The organism is Flavobacterium collinsii (assembly GCF_902804485.1).
Lineage (GTDB): Bacteria > Bacteroidota > Bacteroidia > Flavobacteriales > Flavobacteriaceae > Flavobacterium > Flavobacterium collinsii.
The window spans coordinates 1-20,240 of sequence record NZ_CADCST010000131.1; the positions used below are offsets into that span (position 1 = coordinate 1).

22 protein-coding genes and 1 other RNA gene are annotated in these 20,240 nt (G+C 32.0%); 16 read left to right on the forward strand and 7 right to left on the reverse strand.

Annotated features, from left to right (window positions below; genetic code table 11):
* Positions 1 to 141: 141 nt before the first annotated feature.
* Positions 142 to 552, reverse strand: a complete 411-nt coding sequence (locus FLA105534_RS20645; protein ID WP_173967974.1) for a helix-turn-helix domain-containing protein — start codon at positions 550 to 552, stop codon at positions 142 to 144.
* A 444-nt stretch (positions 553 to 996) separates the two neighbouring features.
* Between FLA105534_RS20645 and FLA105534_RS20650 the strand changes: the two genes are divergently transcribed.
* From FLA105534_RS20650 to FLA105534_RS20715, 14 genes are all read left to right on the forward strand, one after another.
* Entirely contained in the window at positions 997 to 2,250 is a 1,254-nt protein-coding gene (locus tag FLA105534_RS20650; RefSeq protein WP_173967975.1) for a tyrosine-type recombinase/integrase, read from the forward strand.
* A gap of 2 nt (positions 2,251 to 2,252) precedes the next feature.
* Positions 2,253 to 3,053: a hypothetical protein gene (locus FLA105534_RS20655; protein ID WP_173967976.1), complete on the forward strand. Its 801-nt coding sequence runs from the start codon at positions 2,253 to 2,255 to the stop codon at positions 3,051 to 3,053.
* Positions 3,054 to 3,153: 100 nt separating this feature from the next.
* A complete protein-coding gene (locus tag FLA105534_RS20660; RefSeq protein WP_173967977.1) occupies positions 3,154 to 3,438 on the forward strand; it encodes a helix-turn-helix domain-containing protein in 285 nt (94 codons plus the stop codon).
* Between the two features lie 354 nt (positions 3,439 to 3,792).
* A complete protein-coding gene (locus FLA105534_RS20665; protein ID WP_173967978.1) occupies positions 3,793 to 4,956 on the forward strand; it encodes a VapE domain-containing protein in 1,164 nt (387 codons plus the stop codon).
* A gap of 336 nt (positions 4,957 to 5,292) precedes the next feature.
* Entirely contained in the window at positions 5,293 to 6,153 is an 861-nt protein-coding gene (locus FLA105534_RS20670) for a toprim domain-containing protein (protein WP_173967979.1), read from the forward strand.
* 129 nt (positions 6,154 to 6,282) lie between these two features.
* Complete coding sequence (locus tag FLA105534_RS20675) at positions 6,283 to 6,579, forward strand: plasmid mobilization protein (protein WP_173967980.1); 297 nt, start codon at positions 6,283 to 6,285, stop codon at positions 6,577 to 6,579.
* A 1-nt stretch (position 6,580) separates the two neighbouring features.
* Positions 6,581 to 7,690 (forward strand): relaxase/mobilization nuclease domain-containing protein, encoded by a 1,110-nt coding sequence (locus FLA105534_RS20680; RefSeq protein WP_173967981.1) that lies wholly within the window; start codon positions 6,581 to 6,583, stop codon positions 7,688 to 7,690.
* Positions 7,687 to 8,028 carry a hypothetical protein gene (locus tag FLA105534_RS20685; RefSeq protein WP_173967982.1) on the forward strand — a complete coding sequence of 114 codons (342 nt, stop codon included), beginning with the start codon at positions 7,687 to 7,689 and terminating at the stop codon, positions 8,026 to 8,028. Before FLA105534_RS20680 ends, FLA105534_RS20685 begins: the two co-directional genes overlap by 4 nt.
* Positions 8,029 to 8,030: 2 nt before the next feature.
* A complete protein-coding gene (locus FLA105534_RS20690; protein WP_173967983.1) occupies positions 8,031 to 9,953 on the forward strand; it encodes a type IV secretory system conjugative DNA transfer family protein in 1,923 nt (640 codons plus the stop codon).
* Positions 9,954 to 9,997: 44 nt separating this feature from the next.
* Positions 9,998 to 10,546, forward strand: a complete 549-nt coding sequence (locus tag FLA105534_RS20695; protein ID WP_173967984.1) for a conjugal transfer protein TraO — start codon at positions 9,998 to 10,000, stop codon at positions 10,544 to 10,546.
* Positions 10,547 to 10,583: 37 nt separating this feature from the next.
* Positions 10,584 to 11,078 carry a hypothetical protein gene (locus tag FLA105534_RS20700; protein ID WP_173967985.1) on the forward strand — a complete coding sequence of 165 codons (495 nt, stop codon included), beginning with the start codon at positions 10,584 to 10,586 and terminating at the stop codon, positions 11,076 to 11,078.
* A 152-nt stretch (positions 11,079 to 11,230) separates the two neighbouring features.
* Positions 11,231 to 11,458, forward strand: coding sequence for a hypothetical protein (locus FLA105534_RS20705; protein ID WP_173967986.1), 228 nt, complete (start codon positions 11,231 to 11,233; stop codon positions 11,456 to 11,458).
* 24 nt (positions 11,459 to 11,482) lie between these two features.
* The gene (locus FLA105534_RS20710) at positions 11,483 to 11,827 is read left to right on the forward strand and encodes a hypothetical protein (protein WP_173967987.1); all 345 of its coding nucleotides are present in this window, start codon (positions 11,483 to 11,485) and stop codon (positions 11,825 to 11,827) included.
* 318 nt (positions 11,828 to 12,145) lie between these two features.
* Entirely contained in the window at positions 12,146 to 12,406 is a 261-nt protein-coding gene (locus FLA105534_RS20715) for a HigA family addiction module antitoxin (RefSeq protein WP_173967988.1), read from the forward strand.
* A gap of 241 nt (positions 12,407 to 12,647) precedes the next feature.
* On the opposite strand, the gene FLA105534_RS20720 is transcribed toward FLA105534_RS20715, so the two are convergent.
* Entirely contained in the window at positions 12,648 to 12,986 is a 339-nt protein-coding gene (locus FLA105534_RS20720) for a hypothetical protein (RefSeq protein ID WP_173967989.1), read from the reverse strand.
* Here FLA105534_RS20720 and FLA105534_RS23970 point away from each other — a divergent pair.
* Complete coding sequence (locus FLA105534_RS23970; protein ID WP_262888466.1) at positions 12,977 to 13,102, forward strand: hypothetical protein; 126 nt, start codon at positions 12,977 to 12,979, stop codon at positions 13,100 to 13,102. The genes FLA105534_RS20720 and FLA105534_RS23970 overlap by 10 nt on opposite strands.
* Before the next feature lie 38 nt (positions 13,103 to 13,140).
* On the opposite strand, the gene FLA105534_RS20725 is transcribed toward FLA105534_RS23970, so the two are convergent.
* The 4 genes from FLA105534_RS20725 to FLA105534_RS20740 all read right to left on the reverse strand — a co-directional run bounded on the left by FLA105534_RS20725 (position 13,141) and on the right by FLA105534_RS20740 (position 17,164).
* A complete protein-coding gene (locus tag FLA105534_RS20725) occupies positions 13,141 to 13,794 on the reverse strand; it encodes an RloB family protein (RefSeq protein WP_173967990.1) in 654 nt (217 codons plus the stop codon).
* Positions 13,794 to 15,077, reverse strand: coding sequence for an AAA family ATPase (locus FLA105534_RS20730; protein ID WP_173967991.1), 1,284 nt, complete (start codon positions 15,075 to 15,077; stop codon positions 13,794 to 13,796). Before FLA105534_RS20730 ends, FLA105534_RS20725 begins: the two co-directional genes overlap by 1 nt.
* Positions 15,078 to 15,332: 255 nt before the next feature.
* Positions 15,333 to 15,729: a transfer-messenger RNA gene (gene ssrA / locus FLA105534_RS20735) on the reverse strand.
* A 232-nt stretch (positions 15,730 to 15,961) separates the two neighbouring features.
* Positions 15,962 to 17,164 carry a serine hydrolase domain-containing protein gene (locus tag FLA105534_RS20740; RefSeq protein WP_173968010.1) on the reverse strand — a complete coding sequence of 401 codons (1,203 nt, stop codon included), beginning with the start codon at positions 17,162 to 17,164 and terminating at the stop codon, positions 15,962 to 15,964.
* 240 nt (positions 17,165 to 17,404) lie between these two features.
* On the opposite strand from FLA105534_RS20740, the gene FLA105534_RS20745 reads away from it, so the two are divergent.
* A complete protein-coding gene (locus tag FLA105534_RS20745; RefSeq protein WP_173967992.1) occupies positions 17,405 to 18,607 on the forward strand; it encodes an NAD(P)-dependent oxidoreductase in 1,203 nt (400 codons plus the stop codon).
* 148 nt (positions 18,608 to 18,755) lie between these two features.
* Here the strand turns inward: FLA105534_RS20745 and fumC are convergent, their stop codons facing one another.
* The gene (gene fumC, locus FLA105534_RS20750; RefSeq protein WP_173967993.1) at positions 18,756 to 20,141 is read right to left on the reverse strand and encodes a class II fumarate hydratase; all 1,386 of its coding nucleotides are present in this window, start codon (positions 20,139 to 20,141) and stop codon (positions 18,756 to 18,758) included.
* Positions 20,142 to 20,240 lie beyond the last annotated feature (99 nt).

Consider the following 20,240-nt stretch of genomic DNA (forward strand, 5'->3'; position numbering starts at 1 on the left):
AAATATAACCAGAACTATTATTTTAAACAAGAAATATCTCGTTAAATAAAATAGATAAAGCAAAAAAAGTCGGAAGATTTTTCTTCCGACCACTCTTAACTCAAAAGTCTCTTTATAAAATTATATATTTTCTATAAAAAATTATTTACCGATCAATTTCTCAAGCCTCACCATCATTTCATCTTTCTCTTTCAACATACGCTCGTATAACGCAATCTTTTCATCATATAATTGAACAATTTTGTCAATTGGATTAAATGTACAGTGTGGATTAACTGCATTTAATGTTGATGTATCATTACTTGTAAAAGTATTAGAAATAACATTTATCGCCTGCTCTTCATCAAAATTCTGAAAAGCTTCAACAGGAATTTTTAATACCGTTGAAATTTGTTTCAGGAGGTTGTCTTCAATTACATCTTTCTGCTCCAGCATAGAAATTTTCTTTTGGTTCCAGTCTGCGCCCAGATCATAAGCTAATGCTTCCTGCTTGATGTTGAGCATTTCTCTGAAGCGTTTTACGTTTCTCCCTTGATGTATTTTCTGTTCCATAATGCGTATCAATATTTCTAAAAGCTCAAAGATAAAGCGATTTTCATTAAAAAGCCTGAATTTCAAAGATAAAAAAATATCCAGTAAAACATTCTTTTTTGTCAGATATTATGTCTGTTTTTCGAATAGACTATCCTTCTGGAAGAATAGAATCCCCTGCTCTTTGAAAAGTTCTTATAAACAAAAAATCGCAATGATCTAAGTTTAGATTATTGCGATTTTTTCGTGGAGTCGCCGGTTCTTGAACTTCTTATGACATATTTTGTTGTTAATTAATATTTATCTTCATAAATGCCTTAAAAACAATGAAATGTTTATATTTGTTATCACAAAGTATCTATAACAAATTATAACAAAAACGGCAACGAAAACGGCAACTGGTTGTTTTTTTGCCAAAAAGGGCAACGAAAACGGCAACGATTTTGACCTCAAATTCTCCTCAAAATGAAGTACACTTTTAAACTTAAAGAACCCAATTCAGAGAAAGAAACATTAATCCTGTTTACTTGTAGTTTTAAAGAGGAGAATAAAAAGTTCGTTTACTCAACTGGAGAATCTATACTCCCAAAGTATTGGGATAAGGAAAATAAATTCCCGTTCGTTTCGGGGAGTAAAAAGGGAAAAACAGCTGAGACCATCAAACTACAATTAAATCGCTATTCTGATTTGCTTCTTGAAACTTATAGCCTTTATAAAAGAATTGGAGAGACTTTGACTTCAACTATTTTAAAAAAAGTATTCGACGAGGAATTTAAAAAGACAGTTTCTGGAAAGAATGTTTTTTTTGATGCTTTCGATGAATTTATGGCAGAGAAGAAAAAGCAACAAGCATGGGCGAAAGCGACAATTAAGAGGTATGATAATATCAAGAACATACTCAAAAACTTTGAGAAAGTCAGGAAATACAAACTTACTTACAGCAGAATAAACAAAACGTTTCATGATGAGTTTACTTCTTATTGTATGGGAGATTTGAAGCATATCAATAATACTTACGCAAGAAATTTGACTTTGTTTAAGTCCTTTATGTATTGGTCATTTGAAAAGAAATACACATTCAACAATGCATTTATAGGATTTAAGAAAGTTCCAAAAGTTATCACTAATCAAATTGCATTGACTATTGAAGATCTTAACAACTTAATGCAACATAAGTTTAAAACAGAAAGTTTGGAGCGAGTTAGGGATGTTTTTGTTTTTGCTTGTGTTACAGGAATGCGCTTTGGAGAATTGTCTTTAATTTCAAAAAGTAATGTTTCTGAAAAATGTATTATGCTTAAAGAAGATAAAGATGAAACAAAGGAAGCAAGGGAAATACCATTAACAAATATATCGAGATATATTTTGCTGAAATATGACTATAAATTGCCTCTTATTGCGAACCAAAAGCAGAACAAGTATATTAAAGATTGTTTTCAAGAAATGGAGTATAATAACATGGTGCAAAAAGTAACGACGAAAGGAAAAGAGAATATCAAAGAAGATATGTTTTTTTATGATAGAATAAGTACACATACAGCTCGTCGAACATTTATTACCATGATGAAAAGACAGGGTAAAAGCGATAAATTGATTGCATCAATAACGGGACATAATGACATGAAAACTTTGAATCAATACTATCAGGTTAATGATGATGAAAAAAAAGAAGCAATGGATGAAGTTTTCAATGTTGAATTAAAAATGAAAATTGTTTAAAAATGAAAATTATAAAGTTTTATAATAAAATAGAATCAAAAATGAGAGAGAAAATGATTTTCAAAAAAAAATCCGATGAGGATACATTTAAGACGAGTTTTATGATATTCACTATAGTGATGCTTTTTTTGCTTTCATTTTCTTTTTTTGAAAATGAATTTCAAAAATCTGAGGGTATATATAGACTTTTAGCACTTGGAATTGTAATAGCTGCAGCAATTGTGGCTATTTTATATTTTAGACTTTTAATTAATGAGACCGATAGGAAAAACAATAATATTGGAATCAATATAAACGAGGATCTAAATAATGAAAGAACGAATGAATTTGGTGATAAAGTTAATAATGTTGACATACAAAATGATAACATTAGAAATAATGAAAAATATTTTTTTGACACTAATATAGAAAATTCATCAAGTAAAAATATTTTTAGCAATGAAATAATCACTATACTTTCTAAAATAATCAATGAAAATCGTATGCCTGACGAATCAGGAAGAAGTGTATTTGGGATTTCATCTTTTCAAAAAACAAAAAGTAAAACTCAACTGGCTATATTGTTAAATTTAGTTAAAGAAGATTTATTTAAGGATGAATATGCTGGAATAGGAGATAAGAAATTTATCGATGCATTTTTTGATAAAATAGAAGCAGAACCGATAACACATCAATATTTTGGTCAAATTAAAAATGATATAATTATTTTTAAAAGAAAAAAATTTGAGAGTATTAACGAAGATTCCGATTATTATAATTTATACGAAAAATTTAAAGATATTTTAATAGCTAATAATAATTAATTAATACTCAATAATATTTTATTATACTTTATTCTATTTTATAAAGTTCAATAAACTGAATCGAGGGGTAACATTGTATCGAATTTTAAATCGATATGCTATGTTACAAAATCCTTTCGACGCAATTCAATTAGAATTGAAAGAATTAAAAGGTTTGGTTACTCAACTACTTACTAAACCTAAAGAAGACTTATCTAATAAAAGATATACGGTTAAAGAAGCCGCTAAATTTTTTAGTGTAGATACTCAGACAGTTAGAAACCATATTAAAAGAGGCAATATAAAAGCCGAAAAAATAGGTGAGCGAAGAGTTTTAATTGCTCATAATGAACTTTTCGGTTCATTGAATGAAGTAAAATCTCTAAAGTATAAAAGACAAGCATAGAAACTGTGATTTCTAAGCTTGTCTTTTTTTGTTTAATATAAAATCATTTTTTATGGACTCTAAAACAATCAAATTATCAGTACTTGTAAGCATATTTCTTTCACTTGCAATAGTTCAAATTTTCTTCTTGTTTAACTATGAATATAAGCCTCTTCCCTTAGTGCCAGCGTTTTTAGAGGGCTTAAACAGCATTGTGATATGTTTATATGGAAAAGCTATCACGAGAAATTTAGAAAACTAGTAAAAGTAAAAAAGACGTAAAAACACCTCGCTAAAAGCTTTTTACGTCTATGATAATTTTGTAATTGAAGACGATGCAAATTTACGCAAAGTTTTCCATATAAACATATTACAATGGAAAATAAACAGGAAGAACCCAAAGAATTTGTACAGAATATATTTGATATGACAGAAATATATTTAGCCAAAAGATATATTTTTCGATACAATGAAATTGCGCTAGAAATTGAATGTAAAAAAATAAACTCTGGCAAATGGGGAGCACTAAACGAGAATTCGTTATACATCGAGTTACAGAAAAAAGGAATAAAAATTTCTATAAATAATCTCTTAGCAATTTTGCGCAGTGATTTCGTAACAAACTTTAATCCTATAAAAGAATATTTTTTATCACTGCCTAAATGGGATGGAACAGCTCATATCGAGAAATTAGCGAGCTATCTAACAACTCTAGATAAAAAACAATTCGAATATCATTTTGTAAAATGGTGTGTACGAAGTGTGAAATGTGTATTCTTAGACGATTATTTTAACAAGCAGGCTTTTATACTGGTTCACAAAGGACAAAGTAGTGGAAAGTCAACTTTTTGTCGGTTTATGTGCCCTCCTGCATTGGCAAATTATATAGCTGAAGATATTAGTAGTGACAAAGATGCTAGAATCCTATTAGCTAAAAACTTTCTTCTAAATCTAGATGAATTAGCGGTTTTAAGTCGAAAAGAAATAAATCAACTAAAATCATATTTCTCGAAAACACATATTAACGAAAGACTTCCTTATGACCGTAAAAACAGCATCTTATCACGAGTATGCTCGTTTATTGGTTCAACCAATATGGCAACATTTTTAAACGATGAAACTGGGAGTGTTCGCTGGCTCTGTTTTGAACTCATAAAGCCAATAAACTTTGCCTATAAAACAGAAGTTGACATAAATGCTGTTTGGGCACAAGCATATGCCTTGGCAATGAGTGATTTTGATTGTGAACTCACATTTCAAGATGTTCAAGAGAATGAAAAGAGAAATTCCAAATACACAACATTGTCGGTAGAATATGAAATTATTAGTAAATATTTTTTAATTCCAGAAAAGAGTTCAGAAGAACAGTTCATGACTTCAAGCGATATTATGCACTATTTGTCTATAAAGTACCAGCGTTTAAATCATATTAACATTGGTAAAGCTATGATTTCTTTAGGCTTTGAGCGTATTAAGGATAAGGAAAGACGTGTCTATGGATACACGGTTTCGGTTTTACCATTATTTCCAACAAACTAAAAGAAATTGAAAAATTTGGTTTCTTCTTACCTACTTACCCAAACTATTGAGAACACCTTAAATCATTGATACTTTCTTGGGTAACTTAAAATATAGATGTTCTTACCTAAAGTTACCCATCTTACCCAAACAATATAAGTTGAATATAATCAAAGATTTATGAGTTTTACGGGTAAGATGGGTAGGAAGGAAACAGATAGAAAAATACCTTACCCTCCTTGTTATTACTGGGCTGGGTAAGCAGGTAAGATGAAATAGCAAAAAACAGTTTAGATTTTTTGCTTATGAAAAGAAAAAGACAAACTAAAATCAGTTTAACTCATCAAAACTAAAACTATGAATACTATCCAGGCAAAAGAAATATCAATAGAAAAAGTTCTTCAAAATTTAGGCTGTGAGCCGACAAAATCTAATGAAAATGAATCTTGGTATCTAAGTCCGTTTAGGATTGAGAAAACAGCTTCTTTCAAGTTAAATAGAAAGATTAATAGATGGTTTGACCATGGCGAACAAAAAGGAGGTAATGTAATCGACTTTGTAATTGAAAAATTCGGATTTAATGTTACCGAAGCTTTGAGTTATTTAGAAAAATTTGATTCATTTTTTTCTTTTCAAAAGCAAGTTTTTGAGACTCCATCAAAAGAGGGAAATAATGAGAATCAAATCGAAAAAATAAGCCCAATTCAACATTTAGCATTAATTCTATATCTGAAAAGTAGAGGGATTTCAAAGTTTCAAAACGTAGAGAATTTAAGAGAAGTTCATTACACTGTTAATGACAAAAAATATTTCGGGATAGGGTTTAAAAATAAAAGCGGTGGATTTGAGATTCGCTCAAAGTATGCGAAAATCTGTTTAGGCAAAAAAGACATCACTATTATTTCAAACCAATCTCAAATACTGAGAATACTGGAAGGTTTTTTCGATTACCTCTCATTTAGTCAAATCAGCGATAATAGAAAGCTGGCAAAATCTGATTATCTCATTTTAAATTCTGTCGCATTGATTACTAAAAATTTATCGGTTTTGGAAAACTACCAAACAATTGAATTGTATTTAGATAATGACGCAACAGGAAATAAATACACTGAAATTATCAAAGAAGCTTTTCCAAATTCAATTGATTATAGACGGATGTTCAAGGGCTATAAAGACTTAAATGAGTGGTTTTCGATATGTGAATTAGAGGTTCTCTAAACGTCCAAATGATCGAGGATGTGTCATTGTGGTCACAAATTGCTACGCATTTGCACCACAACGACAATCTCGTTTTGCGCCCGATGGTTGCAAAAAAGAAAACTCAATATTCAATCTAAATCCTTAAAAATGAAAGATCAATTAATCAAATTTAGAGTTACAAAAATTGAAAGTTTAATCATTAAAAAGAAAGCTTCAAACTCTGGAGTTTCTGTTTCTGAATTAATGAGAGGGATTGCATTAGGATATAAATTATCAGCCAAATTAACTCCTGAAGAAATAGAATGTTATCAAATATTATCAAAATACGCTGATAATTTCCGGCGAATTTCAAACCTATTTAAACTCGGAGATATGACAGGGGTAAAACAAGAATCCTTAGCAACAAGCAAATTAATTAGGGAACACTTATTAAAATTAAAATGACATGATTGGATTGGCAACCTCTTGTAATGGTGGTGGAGCATTGGCTAATTACGTGCTTGACGAAAATAAAGGATATGAGCTTGACAGAAATTTGCTTTGTTCTTCATCGCCAAAAGAAATGGTGGAGGAAATGAAAATGATTCAGGATTTAAACCAAAGAGCAACTAATAAAACTTTTAGTTTGGTATTGTCTCCACACTCAGAGGACGGGAAGACATTGTCTGACGAACAATTAAAAACAATAACTCGATCCTATTTAAATAAACTCGGAATCGATACAGAAAAACAGCAGTATGTAGCCTTTGTTCACACTGAAAAAAAAGCCAAGCACGTGCATATAATAGCCAACAGGGTGATGCCTAACGGGAAATTAATTTCAGACAATCACATCGGCAAAAAAGCACAATGGATAGCACATCATTTGGCAAAAGAGCACCAATTAATTTCGGCGAAAGAAAGAATGTTTGAGAATGTTAAAAACATCGAAAAAGGTACTGATAGTTTAAAAACAGAAATCTATAAAAAACATCAGGAAGTTTTAAATCAAAATCCTCAAAGCTTTCAAGATTATATTAAGCAAATGGATTTGAAAGGATTAGAAGTAAAACCCACTATCACTAAACAAGGCACGATTCAAGGTTTCAGGATTCTAGATAAGGAAACGAAAAATGATTTTAAAGCGAGCGAAATCCATCGTTCTATGTCTGGCAGTAATTTAATCAAAAATGGATTAAAGAACGACTTAAATTATAATCTAGATACTACTCTGAAACGTGTGCAGAGCAAGCAGATATCAAAAAGCCATTGCAATAAAAACTTAGGCAATACAATTCCTAAAGAAATTAAAAACCAAGTAAATCAATTAAGCAGAAATGAAACTAAATCAGTTGCTCAGGTATTAGGAAAGCAAAAAATAACACAACAGGAATTTAAATACCTGAAAACAGTTCTTAAACCAATGGCAGAAATTGAACTAAAAAATACTGAAGAAGAACGTTTAGACTCAATTTCAAAAGACATTGAATACGCAAGAAGCCTTCAAAAACTTGAAGATTCACAAATAGTAAAACCAAACAATAATTTAAAACTAGAACAAGACTACGGAATATGAGTAAAAACGCTAACACAGAAATCATGATTGAGATCATGTCAGATAATACAGAAAAGTTGCAAAAAATCACTAAAGAACAAGTGAATTTGGTTCAGGAGTTCTCTAGTGCTGTAGATAGAGCCTCAAAATTGGAGATAGAACCCAGAACAGAGCGGTTACAAGAAATAATCGCTCATTGGAATCAGCTGTTTACAGTACAAAAAAATCAAATTCAAGAGTTGCAAAATAATCAGAATAATGAAAATAAAAAGCAAAAATTAGGAACATACCTTTTATTGATTTTGACAGTAATCTTACTGCTTTCAGTACTGCTAATATTAATATTTAAAAGAATATAATTATGAGTCATGGACCAACCGTTGGAGAAATGAATACTGAAATTGGTATTCTTCTCCGTATTTTAAAATTCATCTTACTTTTTACTATAATATCAACAGTAATACTTTTAGAAACTCATCTGCTTGTGTTTTCCGTAACTAATTTGTTTGTTGATTCTTATGATTTTCAGTTAAAAGAATTAAAAGGGCACTACATTCAAAATGGGTATAACAACTTTTTGTATCTATTTTCAAAATTCATAGCTAGTAAGATGCCATATTGGGCAAACTTTGGATCGATTTCCCTTATTATTTCGGTAGTTTATGTTTCATTTTATCATGCTAAACAAAAGCGATTCCCTAGAGTAATTATCAGTACAATAATTAACAATATTCTTATAGTTTTATTAACTGCCTTGTTAGGAAAATTATTAAGTGCTCTTATCGGAGATTTTGGGGCAATAATCTCTATAACTCCTATTTTTTATGCGATTTATCTATTAAAGTTTAAGAATAGAATTAAGCCAAATCAAACCGAAAAATTCAATAAGGTTAAAGAAAAGTCCAAAAAAGAAGACGGCTTCACTTTTAAAACAAATAAGGGCGAAATAAGCTTAGATAACCCATATAGAGGTATCTATATTCAAGGTGGAGCTGGTTCAGGGAAATCAGCAAGTATTTTCGAACCTATTATTCAGCAGATTGGAGAAAAAGGATTTACAGGGGTACTATACGATTTCAAAAGTCCTGAACTTACCGAAAAAATTTTCTTGAGCTATGAGAACTCAAATATTAAAGTCAAGAATATTGATTTTAAGCATCCTTTACTGAGTGACAGGGTAAATCCTATTCATCCAATGTATTTGACCAAAGCGGCTATTGCAAATGAGTATAGTCAGGTTATCATTAATAACCTTCTACCTGAATCTATAAAGAAAATGGATTTTTGGTTAAGTAGTGCTAAAAACATTTTAGCATCTGTCATTTGGTGGTTGAGACAAAAGCATCCTGATATATGCACATTGCCACATGTGATATCATTTATAGTACAAACACCAATTGATGTTTTAGTTCAAAATATATCTGAAGATTATGAAGCTGGGGGTATGATAGCTTCATTACGAGAATCTATTGATAGAGGTTCGGAGCGTACAGTTGCAGGAATGCTTTCAACTCTTCAAAATGCTTTGTCGGTTCTTAATACTCCTGATATCTTTTGGATTCTCTCGAGTAACGATATTGATTTGCATTTAAACAATCCTGAAAAACCTCAATTCCTTTGTCTTGGGAACGATTCTACATTGCCGAATGTTTACACTCCTGCGATTTCCCTTATCATTTCTGTCGCACTTAAGCAGATGAATGAACCTGATCAACAAAAATCAGTTGTATTGCTAGACGAGGCGCCAACGGTCTTCATTCCAAATATTGAACAAATACCCGCTACCGCAAGAAGTAATAAAATTGCTACAATATTCGGAGTGCAAGATTATAGCCAATTATCGGATAAATACAGTGAAGAAAAAGCCCAAGTAATTATTTCAAACCTAGGAAATCAATTTTTCGGTAGGTCTGTTAGTGGTAAATCTTCTGAAATGGTTCAAAATCTATTTAGTAAGAAAGATGAAGTATTTACATCTAAAAGCATAGGTGATGGTACAAGTGGCAAATTCGTTCATTTGGGGAGCAATACCAGTTCAGGAACTAGCGAAAACATACAGGAGCGAAACCGAGTGAAGATTAGCGACATAGTCAATTTGGCACAAGGAGAATTTTATGGAATCATAGCGGAGGGTAGCCCTCGCGAATTTCTGAAGACAAAATTCAATCAATGCGAAATCAAAGGTAGCAACTACATCAATCAAAAAATCCCGATAAGTGAAAGCATGATGCAAGAGAATTACTTTAAAATCATTGCAGAATGCAAAGAAATTATATCAAGCTAAAAAATAAGTATTCAAATCAATTTATAAATTAAAATCAATTACAAATGAAAAAAACTAAATTATTTCTTGGGGTATTATTACTAACCGCTCTTACGAAAGGCTATTCCCAAACAATCTACAAAAATGCTTTTGGAGTTAGTGCTGGTGCTACTCAAGATGGATACGGTGTTATGATAAGCCATAATTACTTTATTAACGATAGAAATTCAATTTCGGCTTCTATTCTTGCAACCGATGCTAAATACAAAATTGGAGATGATAGAATCGGCTATAACGATATTACTTTAAGTCTCGGTTATTCACTTCCTTTCTATCTTACTCAAAACAAAAAATTCGGGATTGTCTTCGGGAGCGGTGTAGTACTTGGCTACGAAATAGTCAACGATAATAAAGACATGAATCTAAGCAATGGCAGTTTGATCTTGGACGAATCAAAATTCCTTTACGGAGGATTTGCTGGATTAGACTTTGACTACCTTATTAATGATAGAACAACGCTTTTCATAAAAGTAAACGAGTATTATCATGCTAATTCAGATTTAGGAAAATTTGTTCCGTTTGCAGGAATTGGATTTAGATATTATACCAATTAAATAGATTAATTAAACAATATAATTATATATAATAAAGATGAAAAAAAATATTAGAAAAATCGGAATCTTAATGATAACATTTTCGTTAATGGCTTGTACCAAAGAAGTAGATGTTTTAGAGCCAAAACTTGCAGGCTCTTACAAAATTAAATCAATTATAACAGATTTGCCTGTTGATTTAGACAACGATGGAGTTGCTAATACAGATATGAGTAAAGAAAAAGACCGCGGATATTGTCGTTTTGATGATACTTTTTCATTTAATAACGGTAAAGGGATATGGGCGGATGGTTTCGATATATGTAGTAATGCCTTAGAGCCTTCCGACGATTATTTTAATTACATTTTTGACAAGACAAAGAAAACTATTTCTATGGAAATTTTTCCCGATAAAGGACAAAAAGAACCTGAGCGTTTAGAACTTACAGATGTTTTTGTCAGCTACAGGGACGGAAAACAAGCACTTAAATTTAGTTTCTACGACGAACGTTATACTAACAGAATAGTAACGTACTATCTTGAATCTGAATAAACGGGATAATTAATAAATATGCTTTTTCAGTTAAATTCTTTTAATTGAAAAAGCATATTGAGTTATTGCACCATACAAAATTGGCTTTTTACAACTAAAAGGATAGTAAGTCGCTTTTTTTTTAATAAATCAGATTATCATTAAAATTAATTATGAGTCGTTCTTATATAAAAAATAAAATAGTTGGTTATACCAAAAAGGAAACCGAAAAGCGTGATAAAACCATTGCAAACAAGCGATTCCGCAGATTAGTAAAGGTTAGATTAGCAAAAAGAGACGATGTATTACCTCTGATTAAAGAAGTCTCGAATATTTACCTGTTTGATAAAGATGGAAAGCATTACTATGCTAAAATGACAAAACGGGAAATGAGAAAATAAATTAACTTTAAAAGAAATGTCTAAATGAATAACGAGAAACTATTTAAGGAAAGTATCAAATTTATAAATGAAAATCCTAACTGTTTATCTAATCAAATTCCACAGTATTTAATTGAGTATTGGACTACCGATAATTTTAATAATGAAGATTTAAAAGCAACTGAACAATGGAGTGTTTTTATGCATATACTCATATTTAAAAAAGAACTTGGTGTGGAGTTTAGTATCGCAATAGATGAATTTGAAATGCTAAGATTTCACTGGCAAGCCATGTTATTTGCTATTTCAAAAGATAATCCAACCGAATTAATAATCCAACCTTTTAAAATTTTTGATATAGAAAATTGGGGAAATATTGAAATAGAATAACAATAAAAGCTTTTAAAAATGGGAAAATCGTATAAACTTGATTGTGTGAGATTGATAAATTATTGTAACGAGATATTCACTGATTCGCATTTTGAAAAAATTACTAGCATTGGTCAAGAAAAAAAACATCTTTATTTGACGGGAAGCAAAAAATTAAACATGGAACAGTGTTTAAAAATTGTGAATTATCTACATATTTTAGGGAAAGAACTTTTAGCAATAAAACTATAGCAAAAGATTAAACTCAATAAAAATGGTCTTATCTAAGACGATTTTATGTAAATTAATATTATTCTTTTGATTTTAAAACATTAAGATATGAAAAGAAAAATGAGAAATGTCCATCCAGGGGCAATTTTGAAGATGGAACTTGTTGAGGGTAGAAAATTAAGGGTTAGTAAAATTGCTAAACTACTTAATACAACTCGTTCTAACATGTATAATATAATTAATGGGCATGCTTCTATAACTCCAAATATGGCTTTGCGTCTTGAAACTGTTTTTAGCGGTTCAGGAGATTTTTTTATGCGCTTACAGGCTACTTATGATTTAGAAGAAGCTAAAAAGAGTTCCGTTTAAATCCCCCTCACATAAATAAGTATGAGTTGTGGAAATTTTTTACGCTGAATCTATGGAAAGAATTGTTCACATGGAAAAAATAACGTGAAAACCTATTCCGGATCTTTTCTTCAGATGTACAAAATAACGTTAAAACGAGAACCAGGAACGAGCTTCAGAAAGGCAAAATAACGTGAAAACACAAATGATTACTAAGTTTATAGCCTAACTTCGTCAAGCTGTTGTTGGGAAATCAGTTATTTTAGTTATATTCAACGCACAATAATGATGGTAAAATTGGAGCACTTTTAAGTATATCTAAAATCGGATTATTTTCAGTGTTCTCCATGCTTTTAAATTGTAATAAATTAACAGCTAGGTTGTTAACTGCTAGAATTATTCCCTCATTTTTATTGATTCCTTTTATTCTTTCGTCAAAATCCATTATTTCCCAATCCGTTGCGGGGTAATCTTCTTCAAAATAGTTTAAATAATTCTTCTTAAGTTCTTCAATATCATTAAATTCTGCAATGTCAATTTTGTTTTGACAAAATGTTTTTTCAGAATCAATATTTTGAAAATATAATTTAAATGTTTTCATTTTGGTGTTATTTAGGTTTTGGTCATGCCCGTGAATCGGTCTTACGAAATTATTTGCGTGATATTGGAGGAATGTTGCCGAAAGACTACGGAGAAGATTACACGCTTATATTTTAGAAAAACCTCCAAAAAGTTTTGATTTGGAGGTTAGTTTTTTATTTTTTACTTGGAATTACTAATTCATACAATTCGTTTACTAAAACATGTATGTTTGTATAAGCTGATAAATTGTACACTTTTTTACCTTCTTCAACTTCGCCTGTAAATTGTTCAACAATCCAAGCACTATTAGCTAGTCCAGTTTGCATGTTTGGCTCTAGTAGTTTAAATATGTTTGATGCTTTTTCGTAATCCGGAATATACTTCTGTTTTTTAATTTGTGAGATCACATCATCACATTTTTTAAAAGGTTTTGAGGTTTTTTCAAAATGTAATAAGACAAAATATTCGAAACTAGGAATTGTAAAGGCAATCTGCACTTCAGGATTGGAATTTCGTGCATTTTCGAAAGCATCTGCTATGTTCGCGTGGCCATCCTTATCAAATACAACCCAAATAAAGTTGTATGGATTTTTATCTCGTTTAGCAACTTTGATTTTTTCTTTAGCATTTTTTATTAGACCAACAGGTGAATTGTCTTTTGGTTTATATATCTTCACGTCAATCGAACTAAACTGTCTTCTATACTTTTCCTGCGTAATAAGCCCTTGGAAATAATTTTCTTCGGTCTCGCCCTCACATAAGATTAGACCTCTTTTGCTAAAGCTTACCTCTTTTCTTTTCCCTCTAAAAGTACCTCTTGATGCCATTAGTATTGGAAATTTAATTCATTTTCATTTATTACAGGTGTAGCACCAAATCTTCCACTCATATAGTATTTTTCAAATGGTGCGTTTGCTCTAATGCCTGGAATATCTGAAACAGAATAATAGCTACTATTACCTTCGTATTCCTTTTCTGCAAACCATATTTGATCTCTGCGAAATATTTCTCCATCAAGTAAAGAAACATCATGAGATGCAAAAATAAGCTGTGCATTTTTTGGATTGTTTTTTTTACAATGAAAAAGTTTAATTAATGCCCTTGTAAGTTTTGGGTGCAAACTTTTGTCAAGTTCATCTAGTACTAAAACTTGTCCATCTGCTAAAGCTTCTAGAATTAAGCCCCCAACAGCAAGTAGTTTTATTGTACCTGTAGACTCTTCAACTAGCTTCATTTCAACCTTATCGATCTCTGTTTGGTTGTCATATTTTTTATGAATGGTTCTAATTCGGTATTTATATCTTTCAATTAATTCATCTTTTTCTTCCTCAGACATTTCTTTTGGTAAAGTAGATCGTTTGATATCTTCTTCTTTTATAGTAATTTCTTCGATTCCTGTGTCAGCCACTCGCATTAACTTATTCATATTTTCGTTAAAGAAAGGAATATTATTTTTCCCTAATTTTTGTGAGAAATTTTGAATTAGTGCGTTGTCGTAGTCTGTATCTTGTATTGTCGAGATGAAAATATATTCTGCAAAGAAGTTGTAAGCTGTTTTTAGTTGTTCATTTTTTTCAGTGCCTATTTTAGATAAGAAAAGTTGATTTGGATATAATAAATCTTCAATTTCTTTTTTTCTACCTGTTAAATATTCACCATACTTAATTTTTTTTCCAATTTTACGGTCAAACAAAGTAGCACGTTGGCCTTTAGGATAGAATTTAAGACTTTCGTATATAACTTCTTTTTTTGTATAGCCAATTGCATAAACATATCTAATATTATCTTTAGCGATAAAATCTAGAGAAAACTCTATCGGTTCATTTTCTCCATTTTTATTAAACAAAAAGGGTTCGAATGGTGAAATTTCAGTCTTTGCTTTGAAATTTGCAGATTCAGAAACCATGTATTGTAATGCTTTGAACGCCGTTAGCAAATTACTTTTTCCAGAAGCATTTCTTCCATATATAATAGCAGATCCTAAAACGTTAAAATCTGAGACATTAAGTAGATTTTCTTCGAGCTCGGAAACGTTATTTGCTGCAAGCATCGAAAAGCTTTGCCAATCTGAGATTGAACGAAAGTTTTTAAGTTTAAATTCTAGTATCATTTTCGGGAATTTATACGGTTTTTGTAAAAATTTTACAATTATTGGGTAAATATAGATAAAAAAATAAAATTCAGTTTCAAACGAAAGATAATTTTAACTTTTAGTAGAGATAAATTTAATTAAAATGATCTTTAAGTCTGAACGAATCCATTATTGCATATAACATAAAAAAAAAGTCATTAGCAGGTATTAAACGGCAACGAAAACGGAAACTAGAAATAAAAAACCCTGTTTGTCAAGTGATTACAGGGTTTTTTGTGGAGTCGCCGGGAATCGAACCCGGGTCCAAACAAGCAACTAAAGAGCTTTCTACACGTTTATTCCCTGATTGGATTTTCGATGTTAAGCCAGGTCAGGAACAACCACTCAACACTTATCTTCTTAATTTCAATCTCCACCCGAAGCTCATGGAAATCTAGGTTTATTTTTACGGTTCCCCTGTACTGACCGCCACAAACCAAGGCTTTCAAGGAGAATCCAGCTTTCCTACCTGGTAGGAACGTGGCGCAATCGTACTATAATTCGGATTATGCAGCTAAAGCGTAGTTATTTTCGCCGTGTAAAATTGTAAGATCTTATATTTACGAGCAAGGTCTCAATGCTCGACGTGCTTACTTTTCAATTCGACTTGCTGTCAAAACCAGTCGACCCCAAAAATGAGTTTGCAAATTTATACTATTTGAAGTTAGTTTTGTAATAAATCTTTCAGAAAATTGTATTGTTCAATTTAGTCGAAAATCGAAAGTTGTAAAGTTTTTAAAGTCAGATACTTACTTTTTGTTGCTTCTTTTTGTTTTCGCACAATTGATGCAGTTTAAAAAAGATCAAAGCCAATATTGATAACTGCTTTAGGACTTTACGACTTTTGGCTTTGAACTATTATATTATTCTTCATCCTTGAAATTAAACGGATAATCACCAAAAATTGGCGCCAGTTTACGAACAGCATACGTATTTCGGGTCATTTTATTTGATAAAGCAATAATCGTAACATGCTCTTTCATTAACGGAATGTATGATGAGGTATTACCGTGCCACCAACCGTTGTGGAAATAATAGTTTTGCCCTGTTTCCCAATTGATCATTCGGATTCCTAAACCATAATTTTTGGTTCCCTTACGCTCATTACTGTAACCGGTATAAACTTGTTTAAGTAATTCGGGTTTTAGAAAGTCAGGTGAATTTCTGGCGCGGTCAAACTTTAAAAGATCTCGTACCGTTGAAAAGATATTTTTATCCCCATAAACATTATCCAGATAATCAAAACCAATTTCTACACCATTACCTTTATAAGAAGGAACAATTTTTTTTCTGTCCTTATCATCGTCAAAAACATAGGTGTGTTTCATTCCCAGAGGTTTAAAAATCATTTGGTGCATGGCTTCTTTATATGTTAAGCCCGTAATTTTTTCAATAATTAAAGCTAGCATTGCATAGTTGGTATTGCAATAGCTAAAACGTGTTCCGGTTCGAGATTCTAAACCAATATTTTTGGTAGCCAGAATATCCAGGATATCTTTATTGGTAAGCTGATTGTGCCTGTCCCATACTGATTTGTCCCGGTCTGTGAAATAGGCATAATTGCGCATTCCACTACGATGGTTAAGCAACATTCTTATCGTACATTCTTCGTACGGAAAGGTTTTTAGAATTGTATTTACTTTTTGATCTAAATCGATCTTACCTGCATTTACAAGTTTTAAAACAGCAGTAGCAGTTAAAACTTTACTCACAGAAGCAATTTGAACAGGAGTTTCTGCAGTTATTTTAGTGCCTTCGTTTTTATTCGAAAATCCGTTATATCTTTCAAAAATAATCTGACCGTTTCTGGCTACTAAAAAACTCCCGTTCATACTATTGTTGGGCCAGTTTTTGTTGTAAAAGTGATTTATTCTTCCGGTTACTGAATTTATATAGGCTTGTGAAATTCTTTTTTCCGGGCCTAATGGTTTCATTTTGGGTAAAGTATCTTCTATCGTTGATGCAGTATCTGCGGTTGTTTTTTTATCTTTTCCACAAGAACTTAAAACTAATATTAGAAAAAGTATTTGTGGTATATTTGTTTTTTTAAGGAAGCTCATTTTCATCATTCTTTAAAAACAAATATATAGAATTCAATATTTATGTTTTACCGTTTGGGGATACTTCAAAAGGCTTGTTTAACAAAAAATTAAGATTTTGTTTAATTAATTGATTGTTTGTCAGCTTTTAACGGTTTTTAAATATTCTAAATTGTAATTCTGAATGAAAACTTTAACTAAATTTGTTATATTTGAAACAAATAAGATGTAAAAAGTTATATTAATAATTATTTTAAACGCATTTAAATGAAATTTGGAATCATAAAAGAAAGAAAAAACCCGCCGGATCGCAGAGTTGTTTTTGCTCCTAATGAACTTACAAGGCTTAAACAGCTTTATCATGAAGCGGTAGTTGAGGTAGAGAGTTCCGATATCAGGATTTTTTCGGATATACAATACAAAAGTATGGGAATCACTGTTACCGAAGATGTTTCGGACTGTGATGTGTTATTTGGTGTAAAAGAGGTTCCGGTTGAGAATTTGATTCCTAATAAAGCCTATTTCTTTTTTTCGCATACGATTAAAAAACAGCCTTATAATCGAAAATTGCTACAGGCTATTTTAGAGAAAAATATTGATTTATACGACCATGAAACTATTGTGGATGCTAACAATCGACGCTTAATTGGTTTTGGAAAGTATGCTGGAATGGTGGGAGTTTACAACGGAATTCGTGCTTTTGGAATAAAGTTTGAATTGTTTAAATTGCCAAAAGCAGAAACTCTGGATGGAAAAGAGGCTTTGATCAAACAGTTAAAACGTATTACTATGCCGGCTCTAAAATTTGTCATTACCGGGACCGGAAAAGTCGGGAGTGGTGCTAAAGAAATTTTGGACGCTATAAAAATAAAAGAAATTACGGTTGACAATTATTTGACTAAAAAGTATGCGCAAGCCGTTTATGTACAGTTGGATGTTTTAGAATATAATAAACGTATTGATGGTCAGGTTGTTGATTTTAAAGATTTCGTAGCAAATCCAGAGGAATATGTTTCTGATTTTGAAAAATTTACTAAAGTGACAGATATCTATTTTGCCGGTCATTTTTATGCTTCTGGTGCTCCAATGATTTTAACGCGTGAGATGTTGAATGCAAGTGATTGCAAGCTAAAAGTGGTTGCCGATATTTCCTGTGATGTTAATGGTCCAATTGCTTGTACCGTGCGATCCTCGACCATTGCGGAGCCTTTATATGGCTATTTTCCTTTGGAAGATAAAGAAGTAGATGTATTTCATCCGGCGGCGGTAGTGGTAATGGCTGTTGATAATTTACCATGTGAAATTCCAAAAGATGCCAGTGAAGGTTTTGGAGAGCAATTTATGGAGCATGTGATTCCGGCCTTCTTCAACGGAGATAAAGATGGAATTTTAAAACGCGCTAAAATAACGGAGAACGGGAAACTAACAGAAAGGTTTAGTTACCTGCAGGATTATGTAGACGGAAAGTAATTATTAATTGTGAATTATAAATTGTTAATTGTTTCAATTTTTGAATTCCAATTTTATATACAAGAAAAAAGAGCTTTCTAATAATTTTAGAAAGCTCTTTTTTATGATGTAAGGTTAAGGTAATTTATAATTAACCATTTATAATTAATTACACCATCTCCTCCGGTTTCACCCAGGCATCAAAATCTTCAGGGCTTACGTAGCCTAAACGAACGGCTTCGTCTTTAAGAGTAGTTCCGTTTTTGTGGGCTGTCTGTGCAATTTCGGCAGCTTTATAATAGCCAATTTTTGTGTTTAAGGCGGTAACCAGCATCAACGAGTTGTCGACTAGTTCCTTAATGCGTTTATAGTTTGGTTCGATTCCTTTTGCGCAATGTTCGTCAAACGAGATACAGGCATCTCCTAATAATCGTGCAGATTGCAGGAAGTTTGCGGCCATAACCGGTTTGAAGACATTCAGTTCATAATGTCCCTGCATTCCGCCAACTGCAATTGCCATGTCGTTTCCGATTACCTGTGCACAAACCATTGTTAATGCTTCGCATTGGGTTGGGTTTACTTTTCCTGGCATGATAGACGATCCCGGTTCGTTTTCCGGAATGTGAATTTCGCCAATTCCTGAACGAGGTCCTGAAGCTAGCATTCTCACATCATTTGCGATTTTGTTTAGGGAAACGGCTAGTTGTTTTAAGGCTCCATGGGTTTCTACAATAGCGTCGTGTGCCGCCAGGGCTTCAAATTTGTTTTCGGCCGTCACAAAAGGATGATTGGTAAATTTTGCAATATACTCGGCTACTTTTACATCGTACCCTTTTGGAGTATTTAATCCGGTGCCTACTGCAGTTCCCCCCAAAGCGATTTCGGATAAATGGGCGAGTGTATTTTTAAGCGCTTTTAATCCAAAAGACAATTGAGCGGCGTATCCTGAAATTTCCTGTCCAAGTGTTAATGGAGTGGCATCCATAAGGTGGGTACGGCCAATTTTTACTACGTCCTTAAATTCGGTTGCTTTTGCAACTAATGTGGCATGAAGTTTTTCGACTCCCGGAATGGTGGTTTCAATTACCATTTTGTAAGCTGCAATGTGCATGGCTGTAGGGAAGGTATCGTTGGAAGATTGTGATTTGTTTACGTCGTCATTGGCTTTAATAAATGGTTCACCTTCTCCAATATTGAATCCTTTTAAGACTTGTGCGCGATTGGCTATTACCTCGTTGACATTCATGTTGCTTTGTGTTCCTGAACCGGTTTGCCAGATCACAAGAGGGAATTCGTCATTTAACTGCCCTGCTAAAATCTCGTCGCAAACAGCTGCGATGGCATCTCTTTTTTCGAAAGGTAAAACGCCTAAGTCGGCATTAGCATAAGCGGCTGCTTTTTTTAGATAAGCAAAGCCTTCAATGATTTCCTGCGGCATTGACCCGGATGCTCCAATTTTAAAGTTATTTCTTGAACGTTCTGTTTGTGCTCCCCAATACTTATCGGCAGGGACCTGCACTTCGCCCATCGTGTCTTTTTCTATTCTGTATTTCATTATGTGGTATGTAAAAAGTTATTTGTAAAATGTGAAATGTTGTTTGTAATATGTAAAATGTTGTTTGTAATATGTAAAATGTTTGCTGAAAACTGAAAT

Coding starts and splice junctions, on each gene's coding strand:
- FLA105534_RS20705 (WP_173967986.1), top strand. CDS start 11,231: ATGAGTCGTTCTTATATAAAAAATAAAATAGTTGGTTATACCAAAAAG.
- FLA105534_RS20700 (WP_173967985.1), top strand. CDS start 10,584: ATGAAAAAAAATATTAGAAAAATCGGAATCTTAATGATAACATTTTCG.
- FLA105534_RS20710 (WP_173967987.1), top strand. CDS start 11,483: ATGAATAACGAGAAACTATTTAAGGAAAGTATCAAATTTATAAATGAA.
- FLA105534_RS20730 (WP_173967991.1), bottom strand. CDS start 15,077: ATGATACTAGAATTTAAACTTAAAAACTTTCGTTCAATCTCAGATTGG.
- FLA105534_RS20660 (WP_173967977.1), top strand. CDS start 3,154: ATGTTACAAAATCCTTTCGACGCAATTCAATTAGAATTGAAAGAATTA.
- FLA105534_RS20645 (WP_173967974.1), bottom strand. CDS start 552: ATGGAACAGAAAATACATCAAGGGAGAAACGTAAAACGCTTCAGAGAA.
- FLA105534_RS20740 (WP_173968010.1), bottom strand. CDS start 17,164: ATGAAAATGAGCTTCCTTAAAAAAACAAATATACCACAAATACTTTTT.
- FLA105534_RS20685 (WP_173967982.1), top strand. CDS start 7,687: ATGAGTAAAAACGCTAACACAGAAATCATGATTGAGATCATGTCAGAT.
- FLA105534_RS20695 (WP_173967984.1), top strand. CDS start 9,998: ATGAAAAAAACTAAATTATTTCTTGGGGTATTATTACTAACCGCTCTT.
- FLA105534_RS20655 (WP_173967976.1), top strand. CDS start 2,253: ATGAAAATTATAAAGTTTTATAATAAAATAGAATCAAAAATGAGAGAG.
- FLA105534_RS20675 (WP_173967980.1), top strand. CDS start 6,283: ATGAAAGATCAATTAATCAAATTTAGAGTTACAAAAATTGAAAGTTTA.
- FLA105534_RS20650 (WP_173967975.1), top strand. CDS start 997: ATGAAGTACACTTTTAAACTTAAAGAACCCAATTCAGAGAAAGAAACA.
- FLA105534_RS20725 (WP_173967990.1), bottom strand. CDS start 13,794: ATGGCATCAAGAGGTACTTTTAGAGGGAAAAGAAAAGAGGTAAGCTTT.
- FLA105534_RS20665 (WP_173967978.1), top strand. CDS start 3,793: ATGGAAAATAAACAGGAAGAACCCAAAGAATTTGTACAGAATATATTT.
- fumC (WP_173967993.1), bottom strand. CDS start 20,141: ATGAAATACAGAATAGAAAAAGACACGATGGGCGAAGTGCAGGTCCCT.
- FLA105534_RS20745 (WP_173967992.1), top strand. CDS start 17,405: ATGAAATTTGGAATCATAAAAGAAAGAAAAAACCCGCCGGATCGCAGA.
- FLA105534_RS20720 (WP_173967989.1), bottom strand. CDS start 12,986: ATGAAAACATTTAAATTATATTTTCAAAATATTGATTCTGAAAAAACA.
- FLA105534_RS20680 (WP_173967981.1), top strand. CDS start 6,581: ATGATTGGATTGGCAACCTCTTGTAATGGTGGTGGAGCATTGGCTAAT.
- FLA105534_RS20670 (WP_173967979.1), top strand. CDS start 5,293: ATGAATACTATCCAGGCAAAAGAAATATCAATAGAAAAAGTTCTTCAA.
- FLA105534_RS20715 (WP_173967988.1), top strand. CDS start 12,146: ATGAAAAGAAAAATGAGAAATGTCCATCCAGGGGCAATTTTGAAGATG.
- FLA105534_RS23970 (WP_262888466.1), top strand. CDS start 12,977: ATGTTTTCATTTTGGTGTTATTTAGGTTTTGGTCATGCCCGTGAATCG.
- FLA105534_RS20690 (WP_173967983.1), top strand. CDS start 8,031: ATGAGTCATGGACCAACCGTTGGAGAAATGAATACTGAAATTGGTATT.